Origin of the sequence: Pseudomonas sp. NPDC087612 (assembly GCF_044743505.1) — a bacterium.
Taxonomy (GTDB): domain Bacteria; phylum Pseudomonadota; class Gammaproteobacteria; order Pseudomonadales; family Pseudomonadaceae; genus Aquipseudomonas.
The window spans coordinates 196624-217181 of the sequence record NZ_JBIUWO010000009.1 but is presented as its reverse complement, the minus strand read 5'-3'; the positions used below and the strand labels follow the sequence as shown (position 1 = coordinate 217181).

19 protein-coding genes are annotated in these 20558 nt (G+C 62.1%); 6 read left to right on the top strand and 13 right to left on the bottom strand.

Translation table 11 applies throughout. From position 1 onward, the window contains the following. Positions 1-7 precede the first annotated feature (7 nt). Together ACIOVF_RS20010 and ACIOVF_RS20005 are read right to left on the bottom strand one after the other, a co-directional pair. Positions 8-802 carry an aminoglycoside phosphotransferase family protein gene (locus ACIOVF_RS20010; RefSeq protein WP_401291924.1) on the bottom strand — a complete coding sequence of 265 codons (795 nt, stop codon included), beginning with the start codon at positions 800-802 and terminating at the stop codon, positions 8-10. A gap of 200 nt (positions 803-1002) precedes the next feature. Continuing rightward, positions 1003-1380, bottom strand: coding sequence for a DUF4440 domain-containing protein (locus ACIOVF_RS20005; protein ID WP_401291921.1), 378 nt, complete (start codon positions 1378-1380; stop codon positions 1003-1005). A gap of 190 nt (positions 1381-1570) precedes the next feature. Here ACIOVF_RS20005 and ACIOVF_RS20000 point away from each other — a divergent pair, with 190 nt between their 5' ends. Together ACIOVF_RS20000 and ACIOVF_RS19995 are read left to right on the top strand one after the other, a co-directional pair. Further along, positions 1571-2011 (top strand): hypothetical protein, encoded by a 441-nt coding sequence (locus ACIOVF_RS20000; protein ID WP_401291918.1) that lies wholly within the window; start codon positions 1571-1573, stop codon positions 2009-2011. A 33-nt stretch (positions 2012-2044) separates the two neighbouring features. After that, positions 2045-3178 carry an aminotransferase class V-fold PLP-dependent enzyme gene (locus ACIOVF_RS19995; protein WP_401291915.1) on the top strand — a complete coding sequence of 378 codons (1134 nt, stop codon included), beginning with the start codon at positions 2045-2047 and terminating at the stop codon, positions 3176-3178. A gap of 33 nt (positions 3179-3211) precedes the next feature. On the opposite strand, the gene ACIOVF_RS19990 is transcribed toward ACIOVF_RS19995, so the two are convergent. Both ACIOVF_RS19990 and ACIOVF_RS19985 read right to left on the bottom strand, forming a co-directional pair. Beyond that, positions 3212-4390: a trans-sulfuration enzyme family protein gene (locus tag ACIOVF_RS19990; RefSeq protein ID WP_401291913.1), complete on the bottom strand. Its 1179-nt coding sequence runs from the start codon at positions 4388-4390 to the stop codon at positions 3212-3214. Continuing rightward, a complete protein-coding gene (locus ACIOVF_RS19985) occupies positions 4387-5769 on the bottom strand; it encodes a pyridoxal-phosphate dependent enzyme (RefSeq protein WP_401291910.1) in 1383 nt (460 codons plus the stop codon). The genes ACIOVF_RS19990 and ACIOVF_RS19985 overlap by 4 nt, the downstream gene beginning before the upstream one ends. Positions 5770-6071: 302 nt before the next feature. On the opposite strand from ACIOVF_RS19985, the gene ACIOVF_RS19980 reads away from it, so the two are divergent. Beyond that, complete coding sequence (locus ACIOVF_RS19980) at positions 6072-6530, top strand: GNAT family N-acetyltransferase (RefSeq protein ID WP_123567529.1); 459 nt, start codon at positions 6072-6074, stop codon at positions 6528-6530. Positions 6531-6541: 11 nt separating this feature from the next. Here the strand turns inward: ACIOVF_RS19980 and ACIOVF_RS19975 are convergent, their stop codons facing one another. The 4 genes from ACIOVF_RS19975 to ACIOVF_RS19960 all read right to left on the bottom strand — a co-directional run bounded on the left by ACIOVF_RS19975 (position 6542) and on the right by ACIOVF_RS19960 (position 11178). Then, on the bottom strand, positions 6542-8989 hold the full coding sequence (locus ACIOVF_RS19975; protein ID WP_401291907.1) for a TonB-dependent siderophore receptor: 2448 nt from the start codon (positions 8987-8989) through the stop codon (positions 6542-6544). Positions 8990-9099: 110 nt separating this feature from the next. Continuing rightward, a complete protein-coding gene (locus ACIOVF_RS19970; protein WP_401291904.1) occupies positions 9100-10023 on the bottom strand; it encodes a FecR domain-containing protein in 924 nt (307 codons plus the stop codon). Next, positions 10020-10535 (bottom strand): sigma-70 family RNA polymerase sigma factor, encoded by a 516-nt coding sequence (locus ACIOVF_RS19965; protein WP_401291901.1) that lies wholly within the window; start codon positions 10533-10535, stop codon positions 10020-10022. The genes ACIOVF_RS19970 and ACIOVF_RS19965 overlap by 4 nt, the downstream gene beginning before the upstream one ends. Positions 10536-10620: 85 nt before the next feature. Next, positions 10621-11178, bottom strand: a complete 558-nt coding sequence (locus ACIOVF_RS19960) for a GNAT family N-acetyltransferase (RefSeq protein ID WP_401291898.1) — start codon at positions 11176-11178, stop codon at positions 10621-10623. Between the two features lie 156 nt (positions 11179-11334). Between ACIOVF_RS19960 and ACIOVF_RS19955 the strand changes: the two genes are divergently transcribed. Beyond that, complete coding sequence (locus ACIOVF_RS19955; RefSeq protein WP_401291895.1) at positions 11335-12192, top strand: helix-turn-helix domain-containing protein; 858 nt, start codon at positions 11335-11337, stop codon at positions 12190-12192. A gap of 208 nt (positions 12193-12400) precedes the next feature. Here ACIOVF_RS19955 and ACIOVF_RS19950 read toward each other — a convergent pair whose 3' ends face one another. The 3 genes from ACIOVF_RS19950 to ACIOVF_RS19940 all read right to left on the bottom strand — a co-directional run bounded on the left by ACIOVF_RS19950 (position 12401) and on the right by ACIOVF_RS19940 (position 14732). Beyond that, positions 12401-13273: a universal stress protein gene (locus ACIOVF_RS19950; protein ID WP_401291892.1), complete on the bottom strand. Its 873-nt coding sequence runs from the start codon at positions 13271-13273 to the stop codon at positions 12401-12403. A gap of 189 nt (positions 13274-13462) precedes the next feature. Then, a complete protein-coding gene (locus tag ACIOVF_RS19945; RefSeq protein ID WP_401291889.1) occupies positions 13463-13804 on the bottom strand; it encodes a DUF6124 family protein in 342 nt (113 codons plus the stop codon). Between the two features lie 436 nt (positions 13805-14240). Then, complete coding sequence (locus ACIOVF_RS19940) at positions 14241-14732, bottom strand: GNAT family N-acetyltransferase (RefSeq protein WP_045201218.1); 492 nt, start codon at positions 14730-14732, stop codon at positions 14241-14243. Positions 14733-15233: 501 nt separating this feature from the next. On the opposite strand from ACIOVF_RS19940, the gene ACIOVF_RS19935 reads away from it, so the two are divergent. Then, entirely contained in the window at positions 15234-16325 is a 1092-nt protein-coding gene (locus tag ACIOVF_RS19935) for a DUF3616 domain-containing protein (RefSeq protein WP_045201219.1), read from the top strand. A gap of 75 nt (positions 16326-16400) precedes the next feature. Beyond that, positions 16401-17261 (top strand): LysR family transcriptional regulator, encoded by an 861-nt coding sequence (locus tag ACIOVF_RS19930; protein ID WP_045201220.1) that lies wholly within the window; start codon positions 16401-16403, stop codon positions 17259-17261. An 11-nt stretch (positions 17262-17272) separates the two neighbouring features. On the opposite strand, the gene ACIOVF_RS19925 is transcribed toward ACIOVF_RS19930, so the two are convergent. Both ACIOVF_RS19925 and ACIOVF_RS19920 read right to left on the bottom strand, forming a co-directional pair. Continuing rightward, positions 17273-19999, bottom strand: coding sequence for a dermonecrotic toxin domain-containing protein (locus ACIOVF_RS19925; RefSeq protein ID WP_045201221.1), 2727 nt, complete (start codon positions 19997-19999; stop codon positions 17273-17275). Next, a complete protein-coding gene (locus tag ACIOVF_RS19920; RefSeq protein ID WP_045201222.1) occupies positions 19978-20529 on the bottom strand; it encodes a hypothetical protein in 552 nt (183 codons plus the stop codon). The genes ACIOVF_RS19925 and ACIOVF_RS19920 overlap by 22 nt, the downstream gene beginning before the upstream one ends. Positions 20530-20558: the final 29 nt, after the last annotated feature.

The window sequence follows — 20558 nt, the reverse complement described above, 5'->3', positions numbered from 1 at the left end:
GGCCAACTCACAAACCGAGCGCCAACGCTGCAAGCTTCGCCACCTCAAGGGGGGCATCCGGCTCAATGTCGTCCTCGAGCATCCAGGCTGCTGACAACCCCGCCCATGCGAGCACCCACTGCAACAACCTGTGGCGATCAATTTCGGAGGCGTGTGCCACGACCCCTATACGGCGCTCGAAACACCCTGGAGCCAAAGCGCTTTTGCTATCCGGATTGCAGAAAATATTCGCGTAATCGAAGCCGCGCTCACCGTACAGTCCCTTAGGATCGATAGCGAGCCATCCCTTGGCGCCAAAATCCAAGACATTTCCGTGATGGATGTCGCCATGCAGTACCGTGACTTCGCGAGGTGCACCTAAAAGTTGGCGGGCGGTTTCTGCACAGTGTTCAAAGACTCCTCTGTGCGTTGCCTCTGCGCTCCATAAGGCTTCGAACCGGTTAACCAGGGGGACCAAAGCAGGCAGCGGTTTTGTACTTGGTATGTGGAGGCGGCGGACCACCGCACAGATAATACGAGTAGCCTCGTCGTCCTGGCCGCAGCTCACCATGTGCGCCAGGGAGACCGAGCCGTTCGCACGCTCCATGAGTAAGGCCTCACCGTCATGTGCCAGCACTGGAGCTGCTCCTTCACCGTCCCACCAAGCCATGAGCAGATTGCCTGCCCGCTCTTCCAGCTCTTGCGAAATTTTGAGCATGGCTGGTAGGCCGTGGTGGCGAACGGGCAGTAGATGTCCATTCAGCGAGGCGAAAGCATCACCGTCGATGGTCAGTTCCCATCGTTTCAAGTATTGATCAAACATGAATTCATTAACTTTCGCACTTTCCGGAGCAGCATTATGAATGATTGAGACGTGAGACTAAATGTCCGGTTTTGGCGGGTTGCTGCCTTCTCCGACCGGCCGCTTTGGGTCGAAAACGGCCGATCGCCACTGACCGCTATCGACCGGTTGAATCCACAACCCAAAGCGGCCACTCACCCAAGCATGGCACCAATAGCTGATCAAATTTCTGCTGCCCTTCTCGTACCTTGGTGGAATGCCATCTGCCAATCGTCTCCCAGCCGGCGCCAGATGGAGCTTCTCAAAGAATCACGGGTGCCGTTCGGGCTATCGACCGTGCACCGATAGGTGGCCAGCACCACCTTTTCGGAGAGGATACGAATCTGAAAATCGGTGATCTGACGCTGGACAAAATCCTGCATCAGCAAAGCGTCGATGGTTTGTGACCGGTTCCAGGCGATACCCTGCGCGCCAAACTCGACGAAGTCCTGAGCCAGCAGGCGGGTCAGCATGTCGCGATCAAGGCGAGTCTTGCGTTCAAGCAGGCTCGCCTCCAGTGCGTGAATAACAGGCTCCAGACATGCCTTCGAAATTTTCATCTAATTGACCTCCGTCTGCGATTCACCATGCCTGCGCGCCACGGCGTGGCGGTAGCGACAGCCTGACTTCGACCGTCGCTATACATCGCCAAACCCCGCAGCGGACCAGGTCAATGGAGCACACATCATCTGGTATCGGTTAGAATCCGCAGCTTATTTCAACAATGCTTGCTACACATAAGGAAGTTCCATGACAAGGATGGCTGCTGTTTTCACTTTACTGAGTTGCATGGCGTCGGCCTCGGCATTGGCGGCGTCTGATTGTCCGTTTCCGCAGGGAATGCAGGCATCCATCGGTGCGTCGAAGGAAGTCATTGCGGCCAGGCAAGCGGGCGTCGCCAAGGGTGATCTGCTCACGAGGATTTCCCCCGCGGCCGACGGGCAGATGTCAAAGATGCTAAAGAGTATCGTCGACGAGGTTTACGATTATCCGGCACTGCTGCCCGAGGTGTATGCCGCCTTCCGGTTCGAGCACTGCTTTGTTTCGCAGCAGCACGCTGAACAAGTGGCGGCCATGAAGTTTGCCGATGCCTATCCGCTGCTGAAGAAATGCGAACAGATCGACCCGCAAGCGGCTCGACCGCCTTGTGCAATGCGGGTAGTGCATACGTTGACCGGCATTCCCGAGTAATACCACTGATATCTCTGCCAAAGGAGTCACTCCATGTCAAAGCTATATCCCAGTATTGATCCTGAGGGGCTGGTCGAGTACTCGGTGGTCTACACCGACCGTTCGCTCAACCACATGTCGCAGTCCTTTCAAGGCGTGATGAACAACATCTCCACGACCCTTAAACAGGTCTACAACGCCCAGGCTGTTGCGGTGGTCCCGGGCAGCGGCACGTTCGGCATGGAAGCGGTTGCGCGACAGTTTGCCAGCGCCCAGCAATGCCTGGTGATACGCAACGGCTGGTTCAGTTATCGCTGGAGCCAGATCCTTGAGATGGGCAACATCCCGGCGGCCACCACGGTGCTCAAAGCCCGGCCGCTCGACGCGGGTCGCCAGGCGGCCTACGCGCCACCCGCTCTGGATGAAGTGCTGGCAGCCATTGCGACGCACAAGCCGCAGGTTGTCTTCGCCCCTCACGTTGAAACCTCCTCAGGGATTATCCTGCCCGATGATTACCTGCGGGCCGTTGGTGATGCCGTGCATGCGGTGGGTGGCCTGTTCGTGCTGGACTGCATCGCCTCAGGCACGATTTGGGTGGATATGCACAAATGCGCAGTCGACCTGCTGATCAGCGCACCGCAAAAAGGCTGGAGCGCTTCCCCTTGCTGCGCCCTGGTGATGTTCAGCGCTTTGGCCCTCGAGCGCATCGAGCAGACGCAAAGCAGCAGCTTTGCCTGCGACCTGAAAAAGTGGCTGCAGATCATGCAGGCTTATGAGCAGGGCGGACATGCCTACCATGCGACCATGCCCAGCGATTCCCTTGCGCGATTCAACGAGGTGATGAAAGAGATGCAAGCCTACGGGTTCGACAAGCTGCGCGGCGAGCAACAGGCTCTGGGCGATCGGGTGCGCGCAATGTTGACCGGCAAAGGCATCAAAAGCGTGGCCGCCGCCGGCTTTCAGGCCCCTGGCGTGGTGGTGAGCTACACCGATGATGGCGATATCAAGAACGGCAAGAAATTTGCCGTCCAGGGCCTGCAGATCGCCGCCGGCGTGCCGCTGCAATGCGACGAGCCGGCCGACTTCCAGACCTTCCGCATCGGCCTGTTCGGGCTCGAAAAGCTGCACAATATCGAGCGCACGGTCAGCACCCTCGAGCAGGCACTGGACGAGGTGATGGTGAACTAAGCCCGCTCACCCAGCCACCAGCACCCCGACCACTCAAACCTGCGCCAGCGCCTGGGCCAGGTCAGCGCGCAGGTCGTCGACATCCTCGACCCCCACCGACAAGCGCACCAGGGCATCGCCGATGCCCAGTTGCGCGCGGTTCTCTGCCGGGATGCTGGCGTGGGTCATGATCGCCGGGTGTTCGATCAGGCTTTCGACCCCGCCCAGGCTCTCGGCCAGGGCGAAGATCTGCACCGCTTCAAGAAAGCGCTTGGCGCCGGCCAGGTCGCTGTTCAGGTCAAGGGAGATCATCCCGCCAAAGCCACGCATCTGCTGGCGCGCCAGCGCGTGCTGCGGGTGCGAGGCCAGGCCTGGGTAGTAGACCCGTGCCACCTGCGGCTGACGCTCAAGCCATTGCGCAAGTTCCAGGGCATTGCTGCAGTGGCGCTCCATGCGCAGCGCCAGGGTCTTCACCCCGCGCAGGGTGAGAAAGGCGTCGAACGGCCCGGCAATGGCGCCCACCGAGTTCTGCAAAAAGCCCAGGCGCTCGGCCAGCTCCGGGTTGTTGCCGACCACGGCGATGCCGCCGATCACGTCGGAGTGGCCGTTGAGGTACTTGGTGGTCGAGTGCAGGACGATATCGAAGCCCAGCTCCAGCGGGCGCTGCACCCACGGGCTGGCGAAGGTGTTGTCGGCCACGCAGATGATGCCGCGCTGGCGGCAGATACGCGCGACCGCGGCAAGGTCGGTCAGGCGCAGCAAGGGGTTGCTCGGGGTCTCGACCCAGACCATCCGCGTGTCGGCCTCAAGCGCCGCTTCGAATGCCGAAAGGTCGGCCAGGTCGACGAAGCTGAAGCGGTGCCCGGCGCTGCGCCGGCGCACCCGTTCGAACAGGCGGAAGGTACCGCCGTACAAGTCATTGCCCGAGACCACGTGGGCGCCGGCATCGAGCAGCTCGAGCACGTTGGCGATCGCCGCCAGCCCGGAGGCGAAGGCGAACGCCTGAGTGCCGCCCTCAAGGTCCGCCACGCAGCGCTCCAGGGCCCAGCGCGTGGGGTTGTGCGAGCGGCCGTAGTCGAGGCCCTTGTGCACCCCGGGGCTTTGCTGCAAGTAGGTGGAGTTGGCGTAGATCGGCGGCATCAATGCCCCGGTGGACGGGTCTGGTGCCTGCCCGGCATGGATCACGCGGGTGGCGAAGGCGCGTGGCGCGCCGTTTTCATCGTGCTGGCTCATGGTAAGGACCTGCGTAGGTGATTGAGCAAATCGACACGGGTAATCACGCCGTAAAAGCCGTCAGCGTCTTCAATGATCGCCACCAGCCCACGGTCGAGCTCGGCCTGCAGCTGCGCCAGGCTGGCGCTGGGGGCCAGGGTTTCCAGCTTGAGCTTGGCGGTCATCGCGCTGGCCACGCTCAGGTGAAAGTGCGAAGCGTCCTGGTGCACACCGAGCAGGATGTCGGACTCATCGATCACCCCGACCAGCTTCTGGCCGTTGACCAGCACCGGCAGTTGCGAGACATCGGCCAGGCGCATGCGCTGGAAGGCGGTGAGCAGGGTGTCGTCGGGGCCGACGCTGATCACCCGGCCATCCTCGAAACGCCGCGCGATCAGGTCGCGCAAGTCGCCATAGTGTTTGCGCGCCAGCAGGCCCTGGTCGGTCATCCACTGGTCGTTGTAGACCTTGGACAGGTAGCGGGTGCCGGTGTCGCAAACAAAACTGACCACCCGCTTCGGTTCGGTTTGCTCGCGGCAGTAGCGCAGCGCGGCCGCCAGCAAGGTGCCGGTCGACGAGCCGCCGAGAATGCCTTCGGCGCGCAGCAGTTGGCGGGCGTGATCGAAGCTTTCTTCATCGCTGATGGAGTAGGCCTGGCGCACGCTGGAAAGGTCGGCAATCGACGGGATGAAGTCCTCGCCGATGCCCTCGACCGCCCAGGAACCGGGAGTGCCGAGAGTGGCGCTGCGGCTGTATTCGGCGACCACCGAACCGACCGGGTCGGCCAGTATCATCGCCAGGTTCGGCTGCAGGCGGCGAAAGAAGCGGGTCAGCCCGGTCAGGGTGCCGGCCGAGCCAACACCGACGACGATGGCATCGACATCATGCTGGGTTTGCGCCCAGATCTCCGGCGCGGTGCTGCACTCATGGGCCAGCGGGTTGGCCGGGTTGTTGAACTGGTCGGCGAAGAACGCATCGGGAATTTCCTGCGCCAGCCGCGCGGCGACATCCTGGTAGTAATCGGGATGGCCCTTGCCGACGTCGGAGCGGGTGATGTGCACCTCGGCGCCCATGGCCTTGAGGTGCAGGACCTTCTCGGTAGACATCTTGTCGGGCACCACCAGCACCACCCGGTAGCCCTTGGCGCGGCCGACCAGGGCCAGGCCCAGGCCGGTGTTGCCGGCGGTGGCCTCGACGATGGTACCGCCGGGGCGCAGGCGGCCATCGCGCTCGGCGGCGTCGATCATCGCCAGGCCGATACGGTCTTTGATCGAGCCGCCGGGGTTCTGTGATTCGAGCTTGAGAAACAGCGTGCACAGGCCGGTATCGAAGCGGCTGACACGCACCAGCGGCGTATTGCCGATCAGTTCGAGCACGGCCGGGCGGGAGTCGTTCGCCATGGAGTCACCTCGCAGCGCAGGTAAAGCCTCGCATGGAACATAGGCCGGGATTGCAACCCCTGCAACCGTCTGCAGCCAGCCGGTACTGCGAGCGCTGCGCGCTCGATCGCCGGCAAGTCCGGCTCCCACAGTGGAACTGCAAGCACCGGACCTGTGGGAGCTGGCTTGCCAGCGATGAGGCCGGTGCAGCCGGCACATTCAGATGGTAAGTGGTCTGCTCAACCATTCAAAACTGGATGGTTTAACCAAGCCATTGTCGCGCTATAAATCGCTGCAGTTTCTACCGTCACTAAGGATTGACCATGACCGCAGCACATCCCGTTGTATCGATCCGCCCCGTCACGCAAAACGACTTCAAGCAATGGTGCGCGCACTGGGCCCAGTATCAGGCGTTCTACAAGGTCGACATCGGCATGCCGACCACCCAGACCACCTGGGCGCGCTTCTTCGACAGCCGCGAACCCGTGCATTGCGCGGTGGCCGCTGACGGCGAACAGGTCCACGGCTTCGTCCATTTCGTCTTCCATCGCTCGACCTGGGGCCGTAACGACTTCTGCTACCTCGAAGACCTGTACGTCTGCCCCGGCGTGCGCGGCCAGCTGCTCGGCAAGCAGCTGATCGAGTACGTGCAAGGGCAAGCGCGGGAGCACCACTGCGACCGGCTGTACTGGCACACCCAGGAGTCCAATCACACCGCCCAACGGCTCTATGACTGGATTGCCGAAAAGCCTGGGGTTATCGAGTACCGAATGGCGTTGTAAGCACCTCGATTTCAGAAGCTGTACTTGGTAGAGAGCATCACATTACGCGGTTCACCGTAGTAGCCGCTGAAGAAGGTGGTGTCCAGGGCGCTGATGTACTTCTTGTCGAACAGGTTGTTGACGTTGAGGGTGGCGCTAAGCTGCTCGCTCAGTTGGTAGCGGGCCATCAGGTTGACCACGGTGAACTGCTGTTGCTTGGCCTTGACCGTGCCCATCGCGGTGCTCGGGGTCACGGTGATGTGGGTGCCACTCTGCCAGTTGGCGCCGCCACCGACGGTCAGGCGGTTGAAGTCGCCGGGCAGGCGGTAGGTGCTCCACAGCTTGAGCATGTTCGCCGGCGCTTCAGTGTTGATGCGCTGGTCGTCGGCGTCTTCGGTGATGCTGTGGTTGTAGCTGGCGGCGAGGTTCCAGTCCGGCAGCAGCTCGCCGTTGGCTTCGATCTCGAAGCCGCGGGTGGTGGCGCCGCTGACGGCCTTGTAGGCCGCCGAGGTGGTGCCGGGGATGACCTGGCCGGGGTTGATCACCGCCAGGTTGTCCTGCTTGATTTCATACGCCGCGATGCTGGTGTTCAGGCGACCCCCGAAGAACTCGCTCTTCAGGCCGATTTCATAGTTGTCGCCTTCGCGCGGCTCGAGGGTCGCCCCGCTGGCGTCGCGCACGCTTTGTGGCTTGTAGATGCTGGTGTAGCTGGCATACACCGAGTGAATGTCGTTGAGGTCGTAGACCACACCGGCGTAGGGCGTGACCACGCCGCTCTCGCGGTACTGGGTATTGCGGTTGCTGTTGGGGGTCAGCACGTATTCCATGTCGTAGTTGTACTTGTAGTCGCTGGCGCGGGCGCCAAGGATGATCGACAGCGCGTCGGTCGGGCGCAGGCGCGTGGCGATGTAGGTGCCGTTCTGGTAGATGCTGGTGTCGCCGTCATACAGCTTGCCGTTGCTGGTGTTCGGCTGTTTGGTGTAGTTGTCCCAGTCGTAGAAATTGACCGAGGTGCCTTCGATGGCGGTGCCGCGCAGGGGCGAGTGGCGGTTTTCGTAGCGGGAGAAGTTGTAGCCGACGATCAGCTCATGCTGGCGGCCGAACAACTGGAAAGGCCCCTGGGCCTGAACATCGACGCCGGTTTGCTTCTGCCAGGTGCTGCCGGCGCCACCGTACAGGCGCACCCCGGCGCCGGTGTTGATGTCGGGGAAGCCCCAACTGGCGGTGGCCAGCTTGTAGTCATCGCGGTTGATGTACATCTGGTTGACGGCCACCTTCAGGCTCCAGTCGTAACCCAGCTTGTGTTCGAGGCTGGCGAAGGTGTTGAGGACATCCTGGGGGTTGCTGCTCCAGCGCGCGGCGCTGTTGGTCGAGCGCGAAAAATCGGTTTGCTGGCCGTTGCTGTAGAACAGCGGGAAGGCCACCGAGGACGAGCCTTGCGGGTTGTTTTTCTGGTAGTCGGCGCCGACCGTGAGCAGGGTGTTGTCGCTCAGGTCCGCTTCAACAATCCCGTAGAAAATCTGCTTTTCCTGGGAGTAGTGGTCGACGTAGCTGTTGTTCTGCTGATAGGCCGCGACCATGCGCCCGCGCAGGTTGCCGGTCGGGGTCAGCGGGCCGGACAGGTCGAGCTCGGTGCGGTACTTGTCCCACGAGCCCAGGCCTGCCGTGAAGTGGCCCTTGAAGTCGGCGGTGGGGCGCTTGCGCACCATGTTGATGGTCGCCGATGGGTCGCCGGCACCGGTCATCAGGCCGGTGGCGCCACGCAGCACTTCGACGCGGTCGTAGATCGCCATGTCGGCAAGGCTTTGCGCCGAGACCTGGCTGACAATGTCGAGTGTGGTGGGAATGCCGTCGAACTGGTAATTGTCGACGCTGTAGCCACGCGCGTAGATGTTGAAGCGTTCGCTGCCCAGGCTCTGCACCGACAGGCCTGGGGTTTGCTTGAGTACTTCGGTGAGATCGTTGAGGCCCTGATCGTCCATGCGCTGACGGGTGACCACGCTGATCGATTGCGGTGTTTCGCGCAGCGACAGCGGCAGTTTGGTGGCGGTACTGGTGATGCCGGTGGTGTACGAGCCGCTGCCTTCAGTGGTGGCGCCCAGGCCGGCGGCGTTGATGCTGGTGGCGCCGAGTTCCACGGCGGCGCTGCTGTCAGCCTTGGCCAGCACGTAGCGCTTGTCGCCGGCCTGCACCACGCGCAAGCCACTGCCTTGCAGCAGCCTGGCAAAGCCCTGGTCCAGTTCAAAATCGCCCTGCAAACCCGGCGATGACAGCCCGGCCGTGTCTTCGGAGCTGAAGGTGATCATCACACCGTTGGCTGCGGCGAACTGGCTCAGCGCCAGCGACAGGCTGCCGGCGGGGATGTCGTAGGCCTGCGCTTTGGCCCAGGCTGGCGTCAGCGCCAGCAGCGAGCCGGACAAGCCCAGGGCAAGCGCCGCGCGGTGGATGCTGCGGCCGAGAAAAGACGGTTGGAAGGACATGCAAAGGTTCCTGTTCGGGTTGGCAGGGGCTGCGTCTGATGCGCACGTGCAGGAAGAGCCGAAACAGGAATGAAAATCTGTTACCCAAACGTTGAAAATATTTTTCACCCTCAGGCCGTGCGGCTTTCCACCCGCACCCAGTAGCGCGTTACCCGGCGCAGTTGCACTGGCAGGGAGGCCTCAAGGTTGGCCAGCACCGCCTCGCTGTCATCCAGCAAAAAGGTGCCGGAAAGGCGCAAATCGGCCACATCGGCGGCGCAGCCCAGGTAGCCATGGCGATAGCGCGAGAGCTCGGCGAGCAGGTCCTGCAGCCGCCAGTCGATCGCTACCAGCAGGCCGCGGGTCCAGGCCGAGGCCTGTGCCGGCGCGCGCTGCACGGGGCCAACACGGTCGGCGGCGAAGCTCAATGTGTGCCCGGCATCAACGCGCACGGCTTGCGCCGTTGCCAGGCGCGGACGCACCTCGACGGCGTGCGCCTCGACGCTCACCCGGGTGACGCCATCACCTTGGCGCACGGTAAAGCGCGTGCCCAGGGCGAGGATGAGGCCTTGGTCACTCTGCACGCTCAGGGGGCGGGCGTCCTTGGCGGTTTCGACGAGGATTTCGCCCTGGCGCAGGATGATCAACCGTTGCTGCTGATCGAAGCGCACATCGACCCGGGTATCGGTGTCGAGCACCAGCCGGCTGCCATCGGCGAGGCTCAGGCTACGCCGTTGCCCCACCCGCGTGGTGTAGTCCGCGCGCCAGGGCGAAGCCTGGTAACCCTGCCAGCCGAGCACACCGGCACCGAGCAACAGGGCGAAGGTTTTCAGCGTCGCCCGTCGCCCGTGGCGGGCCCGTTCGAGGGTGCTGGAGGCGAGGGCGCTCGGCGCCTGGGTCAGGCGTTGCTGCAGCTGTTCGATACGCTTCCAGGCCGCGGCGTGTTGCGGGTCGGCGGCCAGCCAGGCCTGCCATTGGCTGCGGGTCGCTTCGCTGACGGTGCTCTCGTGCAGGCGCACATACCAGTCCACCGCCTGGGCAAGAATGCGCTTCATGCTTCATCCAGCAGCAGGCAGTGCATCAGCGCACTGGTCAGATGTTTGCGCACCGTCGTCACCGAGACCCCGAGCCGTTCGGCGGTTTTCTCGTAGGTGAGCCCGTCCAGTTGCACGGCAAGGAAGATCTGCCGGGTGCGCGCACCGAGCCCGTCGAGCATGCGGTCGATGGCCATCAGGCTGTCGAAGATCAACGCCCGCGCCTCGGCCGATGGCGCGTGCACCTCGGGGCGCAGCGCCAGGGCTTCAAGGTAGGCTTGTTCGAGGCTGCGGCGCCGGTAGAGGTCAATCACCAGGCCACGGGCAATGGTCGCCAGGTAGCGCCGAGGCTCGAGCAAGGTGCCGGATGTGCGCGCCAGCAGGACGCGCACGAAGGTGTCCTGGGCCAGATCCGCCGCATCGGCCGAGTTGTTCAGACGCTTGCGCAACCAGCCACGCAGCCAGCCGTTGTAATCCTGGTAAAGCGTCTGCAGGTGCTCATGGCGCTCTGTATCACAGCCTGGTGTGGACATCCCGCTCTCTCAACGACAACCAATGCGAATAGGAATTTGTCGCGATTGTAAGAGAGACAGCGGCCGCAGGGAAGCGCCGCGGTTTTCAGCGGCCTGCCGGTTGGTACTGTTGCAACCACTGCGGGTAAGTGATGCAGCTGATGTGTTCGGTCCGATAGTCCTGCAGGAACGGGTTGTATTTGTTCTCTTCGGTGTGGTGATGGCGAAAGCCACATTTCGATTGGGCAGCAAACGACTGGCTGTTGTTGGCAAAGTAGCCGCACCACAACGCCTTGAGCTTGAGGGTTTCGAAGCCGTGGCGCATCACTTCGCGCACCGCCTCCGGAACCAGGCCCTGGCCCCAGTACGGCACCCCGATCCAGTAGGCGATTTCGACTTCCTGCTCACTGATGTCGAAGTTGCTGTTGGCGCCGATGAGAATGCCGACGCAACCCACCGCCCGCTGGTTGTCCTTGAGTTGCAGCGCATACACCTCGGGGTGACTGAACACGCTGCGAATGATCTCGGCGCTGTGCTCGACACTGGTGTGCGGGGGCCAGCCTGCGATGGGGCCGACGCGCTCGTCGCTGGCGTATTCGTACAAGTCGGCGGCATCGTCGGCGTGCCAGGGGCGCAGCAGCAGCCGTGGTGTTTCCAGTCTCATGTGCTGTTCTCGGGTTGGCTTGATTCAGGTAAGACACGGTAGTGGCAAGCGGCTGATCGGCAAACAGCAGTACCTCGGCACTTTCGGTACTTTTCGAAACTCCATGGCCTGGCGTGATAGGCTCAGGCCTCTTGTACCGGGTTGACGTGGGCCACTATGCAGCACATTCCCAAACTTTATGCGCCTGACGAGCCGCTGCGCCTGGGCGACACCACGCTGGCCGATGGGGTAGGGCTGCCGCTGGCGTTCGGGCATGCCTACATCACGCTGCTGGTGTGCCTGTCGGGACGTGCCTGCTTCACCCTCAACTTCAACGAGCATGCGGTCCGGCGCGGCGATGTGCTGGTGCTGGCCGAAGACAGCATTGCCTTGCTCAAGCGTCGCTCACGCGGCTTCAGGGTGTTTTACTGCCTGATGCCCAAAGGCTTTGCCGCGGAGGTTGCCTACCCGCTGCCCAACCCCTTGTTCGTGTTTCTGCATGACCATCCCCACTGCATACCGGCCAGGGCAGAGCGGCCGCTGCTGGACGGCTGGCTGATGCACATGCGCGATATTGCCCGCAGCTGTCCCGGCTACCGGCACATCATGCTGCGCAACCAGCTGCAGACCTTCTTTTTGAAGATTGCCGAACAACTGCCCAGCCTGGAAAAAGGCCGCAGGGAATTCAGCCGCAAGGAGATGCTCAGTTGGCGCTTCTGGGAACTGATCGGCAAAAACTGCCTGCGCCACCGCGACGTGAAGTTCTATGCCGACGCGCTCAGCATCACGCCGTTCTACCTGTCACAGCTCACCAGGGCGTTTTTCAACGACAGCCCCAAAGGCCTGATCGACCGGCAAGTGACCCTGGAGATCAAGGCGCTGCTTTCATACAGCGACCTTGCGATCGGGCAGATCGCAGACAAGCTCAACTTTGCTGACGCGTCCTACCTGTGCCGCTACTTCAAGCGCCAAACCGGAGTGTCGCTGACGGGCTATCGAAGGCATGAGCAGCAAGCGGGTGGCGACCCGCGATGAGGCCAGTACAGCCAGCACATCAGGTGGCGCCTGGATCACGACCGCTTCGCGCTCGATCGCCGGCAAGGCCAGCTCCCACCGGGCCGTTGAATGCAGGTGCACATTGTGGGAGCGGGCTTGACCCGCGATGAGGCCGGCGCAGTCAGCACATCAGATGTGGCTGGATCGCGATCGACTCCCACCGGGTCGGTGCATGCCGGCCTACAACCTACAACGACACCAACACATCACACTGCGATTCATTCAGCACATGCTTGGTAACGCTGCCGATCAACAGCTCTTCCAGCGCGCTGTCGCCCTGCTTGCCGATGACGATCAGATCGCAGTCCAGCTCCTGCTCTTTCTCGACAATCCGCCAGGCCGGGTCGCCGTGCACCACGACCTGCCGGGCATCGCCGACCCCTGCAGCTTCGCTCAAGGCCGCCAGTTGCTCCACGGCATCTTTCTTGATGACGTTGCGGTAGTGGGTGAGGGTGTCCTGGTCGATGTGGGCAAAGCGCATGCTGCCTTCAAAGGGCGCTTCGTACACATGCAACAGAATGATCTCGGCCTGCGGTGCCAGCTTTTTCGCACGTTCGATGGCGCGCAGCGACGAGGGTGAAAAATCCACCGGCACCAGCACGCTGCGGTAAGCGTCGCGCGGCGCCTGCTTGACCACCAGCATCGGGCAGAGCATGCGGTTGAGCGTGCGCTGCACGGTCGAGCCCAGCAGGCGCCGGGCCAGGCTCTGGCCCTTGGCCCCACACACCAACAAGTTGCTGCGTTTGTCCTGCACCACCCGGGTAATTTCAGTCACCACCGAGCCGGGCGCCACCTGCACGCCCGCGCTGATCTCATAGCGCTCGAACAGCATCGTGGCCAGGGCGTGAACATTTTCGCCGGCGGTTTCCAGCACCCGGTTCAGTAAATCTTCATCGGGCACCAGCACCTGCTTCAATCGCTCGTAGGGTGCAGGGTTGGCCACATACAGCAGGTCCAGCGCCGCAGGCTGCGCCTTGCACAGCAGTGCAGCGCGCTCTGCCGCGTTGCGGGCGGAAGAAGACAGGTCGGTGGCGACCAGAACGTGGTTCAGCGGGCTCATGGGGGGCTCCTTATGCAATGCCGCGCACAGGGATCGATGGCCGAGGCCGGTGTCGATCCATTCCTTGCTTGCAGCCATCGTCTCGCGAACCAGGCCCGGCGGCTTGATTTGGGTCAAAGGAGTAGGGAAGGCAACGCTACAGCACGGGATAAGCGGGCCGCATCGGCGGCCCAGAACAAGCGCAGGCGATCACTCCACCGCCGCTTGCCCTGCTTGCAGCGAACGGCGTAACAACGCAGCGGTTGCCGAGCGCGCTTCGACCTCATCCAGCAATGAGTCGACCAGCGCGATGCTCATCTCCAGCGACTGCTCGGTGGCCCAAAGCAACCCGCGCACCTCGGCATCGACCCGTTCACAGGCGTGGGCGTTGGTCTGGTAGGCGCTTTTGAGCAGGGTGGAGGTGTGGATCAGCGCGTCTTCGGACGAGACGCCGGCACGCACAGCGAACAGCGGATCGTGGCTGCCATTGCAGGAGCCGAAGGTGGTGCTGGTTTGGGTGCTGAGGGGTGGATCGGGGACGGGTTTGGTCATGGTGGTGCTCCTTCGTAGAAAGGATCCGCCACCGCCTGCCGCCAAGCAGGGAAGGGTGACGGACTACGCAAGGTTGGCGGACCGGTACGAAGGAACCCGGCACTTCCGAAGAAGTCCATGCGCAGCCCGCCATAAAGCATCATCGCGGGCACAAAAAAAGCGCCTGCGAGGGTGATTGTGGGGCGCTTTGCGCCTTCGTTCCGGACCGCCAAGCCCGAGTCGCTGAATTTGCAGCGACTGGGGGAGGGTAACGGGGTTGGGGTGGGGATTCAAGCTGGGATTCTGAATGAGGGCATTTGGCCCTTTACAATTTCTGCAGTTCGCCACCGGCCGCTTTGGGGCGTCAGCGATTAGTCGTGATCGGCTGCTTTCGACCCGAAGCAGCCTTTCATCAACAGCTAGAATCGGCGACCAGGCTCCTAGATAGGCAGTCAAATCACGAAACGGTTTTTGCCATCTCAGATGTATTCGCCCAGCCCAGTCCTTCATACACCGGCTTGCCGGCCTTGGTCGCGTGTAGCACGGCAAAACTCATTCCGCGTTGCGCAAATTCGGCTTCAGCCAACTTCATCAGGGTTGAAGCCAGGCCCCGGCGCCGGTAAGCAGGTTCGACGAAAACATTTAGCACATAGCCGCGCTGGTCTAAGGCCGGATGGGACGGATGAGGTGGCCAGTCGATAGTCATCAGACCTATCGCCGCCACAGGCTGCCCCGTGTCCATCAGCGCAAAACCGTAGTAGCGGCCATCGAATAGGCGCTGGTGCAACCAGGGCCGGAAGTGCTCAGTCATCACCCGCAACTCCGATGGGTCTCCTCCCGCCTCAAGGAACATCGTTTCACGGTGCACACAAATGATCTCACGGTCATTTGGCCCTAGCCGACGGGCCGTCAAGCCTGAAAAATCGATGTTGCCGGGAATATCTTTCATCGTATGCACCTGGACGGAGCGGCCGATGGTAGGGCGGTCAATAGGAGAATGTTAGACACAGATTGAATAAAAACGCGCCATACAGCGATCGCGGCGCACGCATCCGCTGTTCAACGGATACGCTACGACTTCAACGCTGGTCATGGCATATACGCCCTAGAGCGTAGCTAAGCACTCCGAAGCTGTTGACCGGGACGACATTGTTGGATGATTGTTTTTGACCGCTTTTGGCCGATTGCTTCCTTTCGCCACCGGCAGCTTTGGGTCGATTACAGCCCTTCACGATAGGTGGCTTCTCGGCCACTCTAACCAAGAGAGCAGCGGCTATCCGCCGGCTCCCAGGCCAGCGATCAAGAAACCCGGCACGCATGACGGCGCCCCACGCCCAGCCGCCACAACCAAAAGAAGTGCCGCAGAGTCAGCCCCCCTGCCAACAACCTTGATTCCTACCCAACAGCCACTAGCCTTCACACACCTTCGCATCAACCCAGGCGAGCCCCCATGAACAAGCCAGCCAACACCCTGATGCTGCGCTTTAATCCAGCATCTGCCTCATTGCGCGATGGCCTTTCAGTTGCCCTGCAGATCGGCAACACGCTGTGGCTGGCCAACGACGAAACCACCAGCCTCGAACGCCTGACCATCCAGCCCGCAGTATCCGGTGGGGCGGTGACGTGCGATGAGCACCACTCCTTCCCGCTGATGAAGTATCTGCGCCTGCCCATACCCGATGCAGATGCCGAGATCGATATCGAGGGCCTGGCTTATGCCGCTGACGCGGGTTATCTCTGGGTCGTCGGCTCCCATAGCCTCAAGCGCAAGAAGGCGGACGCCGACAAACCTGCGCAGAAGAACATCAAGCGCCTGTCGACGGTAGAGGCGGATGGCAATCGCTTTCTGTTGGCGCGCCTCCCGGTGGTGCAGCAGAACGACAGTTATGTGCTTGCCGACAAGCTGGATGGCGATGGACGTACGGCGGCGCAGTTGCATGGCAATGCGCTCGGCAACGACCTCACGGCGGAAATTGCCAGGGACGATCAGCTACGCGACTTTTTGCGCATCCCGGGCAAAGACAACGGTTTCGATATCGAGGGCTTGGCCGTCATCGGCTCGCGCCTGCTGTTGGGGCTGCGGGGGCCGGTGCTGCGCGGCTGGAGCGTGCTGCTGGAGATCGAGCCTGAAGCCGATGGCGACTCCACCGACACCCTGGTGCTGAAGAAGATCGGCCCGGACGGGCGCCGCTACCGCAAGCACTTCTTTGCGCTCAACGGCCTGGGGGTGCGCGACCTGTGCAGCCGCGGCGACGAGCTGCTGATTCTGGCCGGGCCGTCCATGGACCTGGATGGCCCGGTCACGGTGTTCCGTTGGCGCGGCGGCTTTGCGGCCGATGAAGAGCAGGTGGTGTTTGCCGATCAATTGCAGAGGGTGCTGGAGGTACCGTTCGGCAACGGCGACGACCATGCCGAGGGTATGTGTTTGTTCCAGTCGGCTGAGAAGCAGAGCGAGCTTTTGCTGATCGTCTACGACGCCGCAGCGCAGCGTCGTAAACATGGCGACCGCAGTGTGGAAGGCGACCTGTTTACCCTAAGTTAACGGCGGCTGCGCGGCATTGAGATCGCTTTTGCCGCTACACTGCGGCTACCAGCATCGAAAAAACCGATACCCCCAATGCGCTACTCCCCAGAAGCCCTGCAAGCTTTCGTCGAAGCCGCCGCCCTCGGCTCGTTCTCCGCCGCCGCGCGCAAGCTGCGCAAAAGCCAATCCACCGTCAGCGCCGCCATCGCCAACCTCGAAGCCGACCTGGGCGTTACCCTGTTCGACCGCCAGGCCCGGCAACCGCTGCTCACCGAAGCCGGGCGCAAGGTGCTCGGCCATGTGCAGGAGATCCTCGCCGCCAGCGAGCGCCTCGACCAGTTGAGCATTCGCCTGGCGGACAAGGTCGAGCCGCGGCTGACCATTGTGTTTTCCGACATGCATCAGCTCAACCCGGACAACCGGGTGATGCAGCTGTTCGAGCAGCGCTATCAGGACATCGAGCTGGAATGCATGATCGCCGAGGCGGGCGACGTGCTGAACCTGCTGCAGAGTGGCCGCGCACATCTGGGCATGCTCGCGGCGCAACCCGGCTACCCGGCGGATGTGGCCGCGACGCGCTTGGCGGCGCAGGCGCAGATGGGCATTTTCGTCGCCAGCAGCCACCCCTTGGCGCAGCTTGCGCAGCCGACCCAGGCGCACCTGGCCGGGCATCGGCAGTTGTATTTGAATACCTACACCGACAGTGTCAACAAACCCCAGGGGCGGGTGTGGTCGGCGCCGGATTATCTGATGCTGCTGGAGATGACCGAGGAGGGCTTTGGCTGGGCCGAGTTGCCCCACGGCTTGGTCCGCCAGTACGGCCATGGCCAGCTCACCGAGCTCAAGCTGCGCGGCTGGCCGCGGCCGATTGCAGTGGATGTGGCCTGGTCGAAGCTGACCCCGCCGGGGCCGGCGGGGTTGTGGTTGCTCGATCGTCTGCTGGAAAGCAGCTAAGCGCTGCAAGGTCAGTCTTTGAAAAACAGTTTGCGCGCCAGTTGCGGGCTGATGCGATCACGGTAGATGGCGGTTACCGGCATTCCTCGGCTTGCCTGATCCTTTTGCCCGCTCAAACCCATGAAGCGCTGCTCGGGCTTTTTGAGGTGAGCGGCCTGGAAGTTGGACTCGGCGCTGCTGGCAGAGCTGTAGTGGAAGTGCGCATAGGCCAGGGGTTTGCCTCGGCGATCCTGTACCGAGAACTCCTGAAGAAAGTCCGTGCCCTTGCCACCCGATACATCGGTGCGCTCACCCAGGCGGGTGATGACAATCTCGTTTTGCTCCTGCAGAAAGTCTATCCCGGTGGCAGTAGGGGGTAAGGTTTTCAGGCGTTCGATACGCAGGCGTCGCCCCGCACGCTGCAAGCGTTGGGCACTTGAGCGCAGCTGGCTGATGGTTTGCAAGGTGCTTTGATCAGGTGAGTTGGCAATCTGCTTTTCCAGGGCGGTGGCGCAGACTCGTCGGGCTTGGGCTTTGCTTTCCAGCTGTTCTTCGACTTCTATCGGCAGCCCGCGAAAGTGCTCGCCTGCCGCGATCTCGTGCGCTTCCTGCGCGAGCAGCAGGCGGGCTTGGCTTAACTGGGTATGCAGTCGTTTAAGCGCCGCATTGGAAACCGGCGCGCCGCCGCGCAGGTGCAAACGCAGGTCGAGTTGCCAAGTGCCTGCGCTGCCACGGGCGATGTGTGGGCCAGGTGCAGAGGTGTGTGGATCAATGATTCTCCAGGCCTCATCCGCGCCTTGTTCGATGCGAAACCACCCTTGGGGCAGGCGCACGCAGCGTTGCCCCTGATGAATGAACAAGCCTTGTTCATTTTGATCGCTCAACGCGCCATCCAGAGGGTCGATCGGTGCAATGGCCAGAGCACGCAACCGTTCGAGGTTTTGCCGGGAAAGGGCAGGGGAACTCCATCCGCTGAAATCCAGCAAGGTGGCGGTGGGTTGTTGGGGCAAGTTCAGGAGCGAGCGGCGTTTGCGGATGGCATTGCCCAGTTCTCTTGCCGGCTGGGCTTGCCTGGAACCAACCTTGCCTGTGCGCACGCTCTCATGAATGAGCATAAGCGATAGCTGTATCAGCACTTGCACCAGTGCGCTCTTTTGCGCTTGGGAGTCTTGGTTCTGCGCCGCTGTATGCAGTGCATAGACACTGGCATAGAACTGGGCAATCCAGGCGATATCAGCGAGCGGTCCCTCAAGCATAGGCAGCAATACCGACAGCAGCATACCGAGGGTCTGTTCTGCACTTAACCAGTGCTGCTCGGCATTGGAGGTTGTGGCCTGGCGGGCCTGTTCGATGAGCGACCGCGCGTTGGCCTGGTAGACAAGACCCAGTGCATGGCTGGTGATGGGAGCCTGGGCCAACAAGATCGACTCATGCCTCAAGCCAAGCTCGCCGCCAAGGTAGTTGCTGTCCAGCGCAGGGCTCCAGTTGTCACCCCGGCGCAGCGCGGTACGGACCTGCCCTTCAGGCAGGGCGCCGAGCACAGTTTCATGCAATGGCCCAGGTTGTTTCAGGCGCGATAGCAGCGCCGCGCGCGAACTGAACTCCATCAGTTGCGGGGTGCATTGGGGTGCGTACAACACCAACAGGCTGGGTGCTGAGCCTGCCGGTTCAATAATGAATAGACCTTGCGCTGGCACGGCCGGGCTTGCGTTGTGGCTCAGTTGCAAGGCCAGGTGAGCGAACTGGATGCTGTCGCTGAGCGGGTCGTTGCCTGGGGTGAAGGCGGCGTCCACGCAGCGGCGTGCAGGTTCTGTGAGTACGCTTTTGCCCTCCGGCCTGGGGGTGATCAGCAGAATCGGCAGCAGGATGCGCAAGCGCTCGACAAACAGTGCTTGTTGGGTGCTTGCCTGCGGCGCGTCGTCGAGCAATGTGTGTTGCAGCAGTGCCGGGTAGGTCTTGCCCACATCAACACGGCTGATCAGCTGGCGAAAGTAGGCAGCGGTTGCCCAGCTCGGTACCGGTTTACCCGACTGCAAGCTGATCTGCGAACGCTCCAGCGGCAGCGCCTGGGTGTTGAGGGCCGCTACCTCAATCAGCGAGCGCGGCGTTTGCGGATGAGAAGAGCTGCCCGGCGTCAGGTGCAAAGGGTCAAAGAACGGTGGCGTATAGTCGATGACCTGCACGATGAAATCAGCTGCGGGCGGTAGTCCCTGCCCTGGGTGGTCGCGCTTCATCTGCGCATCGAGTACTTTCGCGGTGTAACGCTCCAGGCTGGGCAGGGCGATGGCCTGGCTTGACTGCTCAAGCGCTGCCAGCGCGGCGAGTTGCCGGGCGATCAGTTGCCGGTCGGCAGTACTGGCCTGGTGCATCCAGGCCGGCAGTGGATCGCTCGAATGAGCCGAGGCCGAGAGTGACGGTGGACGAAACCGGCAGAACAGTTCGTTGAGGTTGATCAGCTGGTCGACGTGCTGAGCCAGTGCGGTCGAGGTTTTGAAGTCGCCAGGCACAATGGTTGATAACCCCTGCAGTTGTTGCTCCAGCAACCCCGTTGCGAACGCCTCGAAAACATTCTGCTCAGGACGAAATCCGGGGCTGGGATCGCTGAGCTGATCGCTCAAATGAGCTTCAAGCGCATCGGCACTGGGATAAATAACGAGCCCGCTGTTGAGGGTATACAGCACCGCGTTGGCTGAGCGGTCGGTGTGCCTGATGGCGATGCCTTGCTGCGCACCGTCACTCAGGCTTGGCTTGAAGAACACAATGCTGGCCGGCAGTTGCAGCCATTGCGGTTGGCCGTCAGGAGTTTGCTTGCCTCTGCCTGCATGTCGCCTGCCACAAACAGTGAAATTCGCTGCAGCAAGTTCAGTGCGTGCTCATCCTGAGCGTTCCAGAAGTCGAGCAGTTGTGACTCAAAGACCCTTGGCAATCGCGGGCCACCGATATCAAGGATTTCGCTGAGGTCCGCTTGGCTGATCAAGGTCGCCCCCGACTCTGTGCCATTGGAGATTTGAGTCACCACGCTATCCACTGGAAGCTCAATAGCCATATTGAGCAGGTAGCGCTGGATTATCAGATCCGCAAGCGGGGTAGAACGCCCGCAGGGCTGTGCGAGATAGAACGGCGCCGGGTCCACCGCTGTCCTCGTGGCGTCGGGGATGAGTGCGTGGACCAGGTTGTTGGCAACGTCCGACAGTGTCGGACGCTGTTGTAGCCGTTGGCTGATGTGCAGCAGGTCCCAGCTTGCGGGGGGGCTTGTAGACGTTGTCGGGGGCGGCGCTGATTGGCTCATGGTGAAACTCCTCGCTCTGGAGTTTCGCA

Excerpts from the sequence above, each read along its gene's own strand:
- ACIOVF_RS19930 (WP_045201220.1), top strand. The coding sequence starts at position 16,401 with ATGCGCTACTCCCCAGAAGCCCTGCAAGCTTTCGTCGAAGCCGCCGCC.
- ACIOVF_RS19955 (WP_401291895.1), top strand. The coding sequence starts at position 11,335 with ATGCAGCACATTCCCAAACTTTATGCGCCTGACGAGCCGCTGCGCCTG.
- ACIOVF_RS19970 (WP_401291904.1), bottom strand. The coding sequence starts at position 10,023 with ATGAAGCGCATTCTTGCCCAGGCGGTGGACTGGTATGTGCGCCTGCAC.
- ACIOVF_RS19975 (WP_401291907.1), bottom strand. The coding sequence starts at position 8,989 with ATGTCCTTCCAACCGTCTTTTCTCGGCCGCAGCATCCACCGCGCGGCG.
- ACIOVF_RS20005 (WP_401291921.1), bottom strand. The coding sequence starts at position 1,380 with ATGAAAATTTCGAAGGCATGTCTGGAGCCTGTTATTCACGCACTGGAG.
- ACIOVF_RS20010 (WP_401291924.1), bottom strand. The coding sequence starts at position 802 with ATGTTTGATCAATACTTGAAACGATGGGAACTGACCATCGACGGTGAT.
- ACIOVF_RS19940 (WP_045201218.1), bottom strand. The coding sequence starts at position 14,732 with ATGAAAGATATTCCCGGCAACATCGATTTTTCAGGCTTGACGGCCCGT.
- ACIOVF_RS19920 (WP_045201222.1), bottom strand. The coding sequence starts at position 20,529 with ATGAGCCAATCAGCGCCGCCCCCGACAACGTCTACAAGCCCCCCCGCA.
- ACIOVF_RS19995 (WP_401291915.1), top strand. The coding sequence starts at position 2,045 with ATGTCAAAGCTATATCCCAGTATTGATCCTGAGGGGCTGGTCGAGTAC.
- ACIOVF_RS19990 (WP_401291913.1), bottom strand. The coding sequence starts at position 4,390 with ATGAGCCAGCACGATGAAAACGGCGCGCCACGCGCCTTCGCCACCCGC.
- ACIOVF_RS19945 (WP_401291889.1), bottom strand. The coding sequence starts at position 13,804 with ATGACCAAACCCGTCCCCGATCCACCCCTCAGCACCCAAACCAGCACC.
- ACIOVF_RS19950 (WP_401291892.1), bottom strand. The coding sequence starts at position 13,273 with ATGAGCCCGCTGAACCACGTTCTGGTCGCCACCGACCTGTCTTCTTCC.
- ACIOVF_RS19960 (WP_401291898.1), bottom strand. The coding sequence starts at position 11,178 with ATGAGACTGGAAACACCACGGCTGCTGCTGCGCCCCTGGCACGCCGAC.
- ACIOVF_RS19935 (WP_045201219.1), top strand. The coding sequence starts at position 15,234 with ATGAACAAGCCAGCCAACACCCTGATGCTGCGCTTTAATCCAGCATCT.
- ACIOVF_RS19965 (WP_401291901.1), bottom strand. The coding sequence starts at position 10,535 with ATGTCCACACCAGGCTGTGATACAGAGCGCCATGAGCACCTGCAGACG.
- ACIOVF_RS19980 (WP_123567529.1), top strand. The coding sequence starts at position 6,072 with ATGACCGCAGCACATCCCGTTGTATCGATCCGCCCCGTCACGCAAAAC.
- ACIOVF_RS19985 (WP_401291910.1), bottom strand. The coding sequence starts at position 5,769 with ATGGCGAACGACTCCCGCCCGGCCGTGCTCGAACTGATCGGCAATACG.
- ACIOVF_RS20000 (WP_401291918.1), top strand. The coding sequence starts at position 1,571 with ATGACAAGGATGGCTGCTGTTTTCACTTTACTGAGTTGCATGGCGTCG.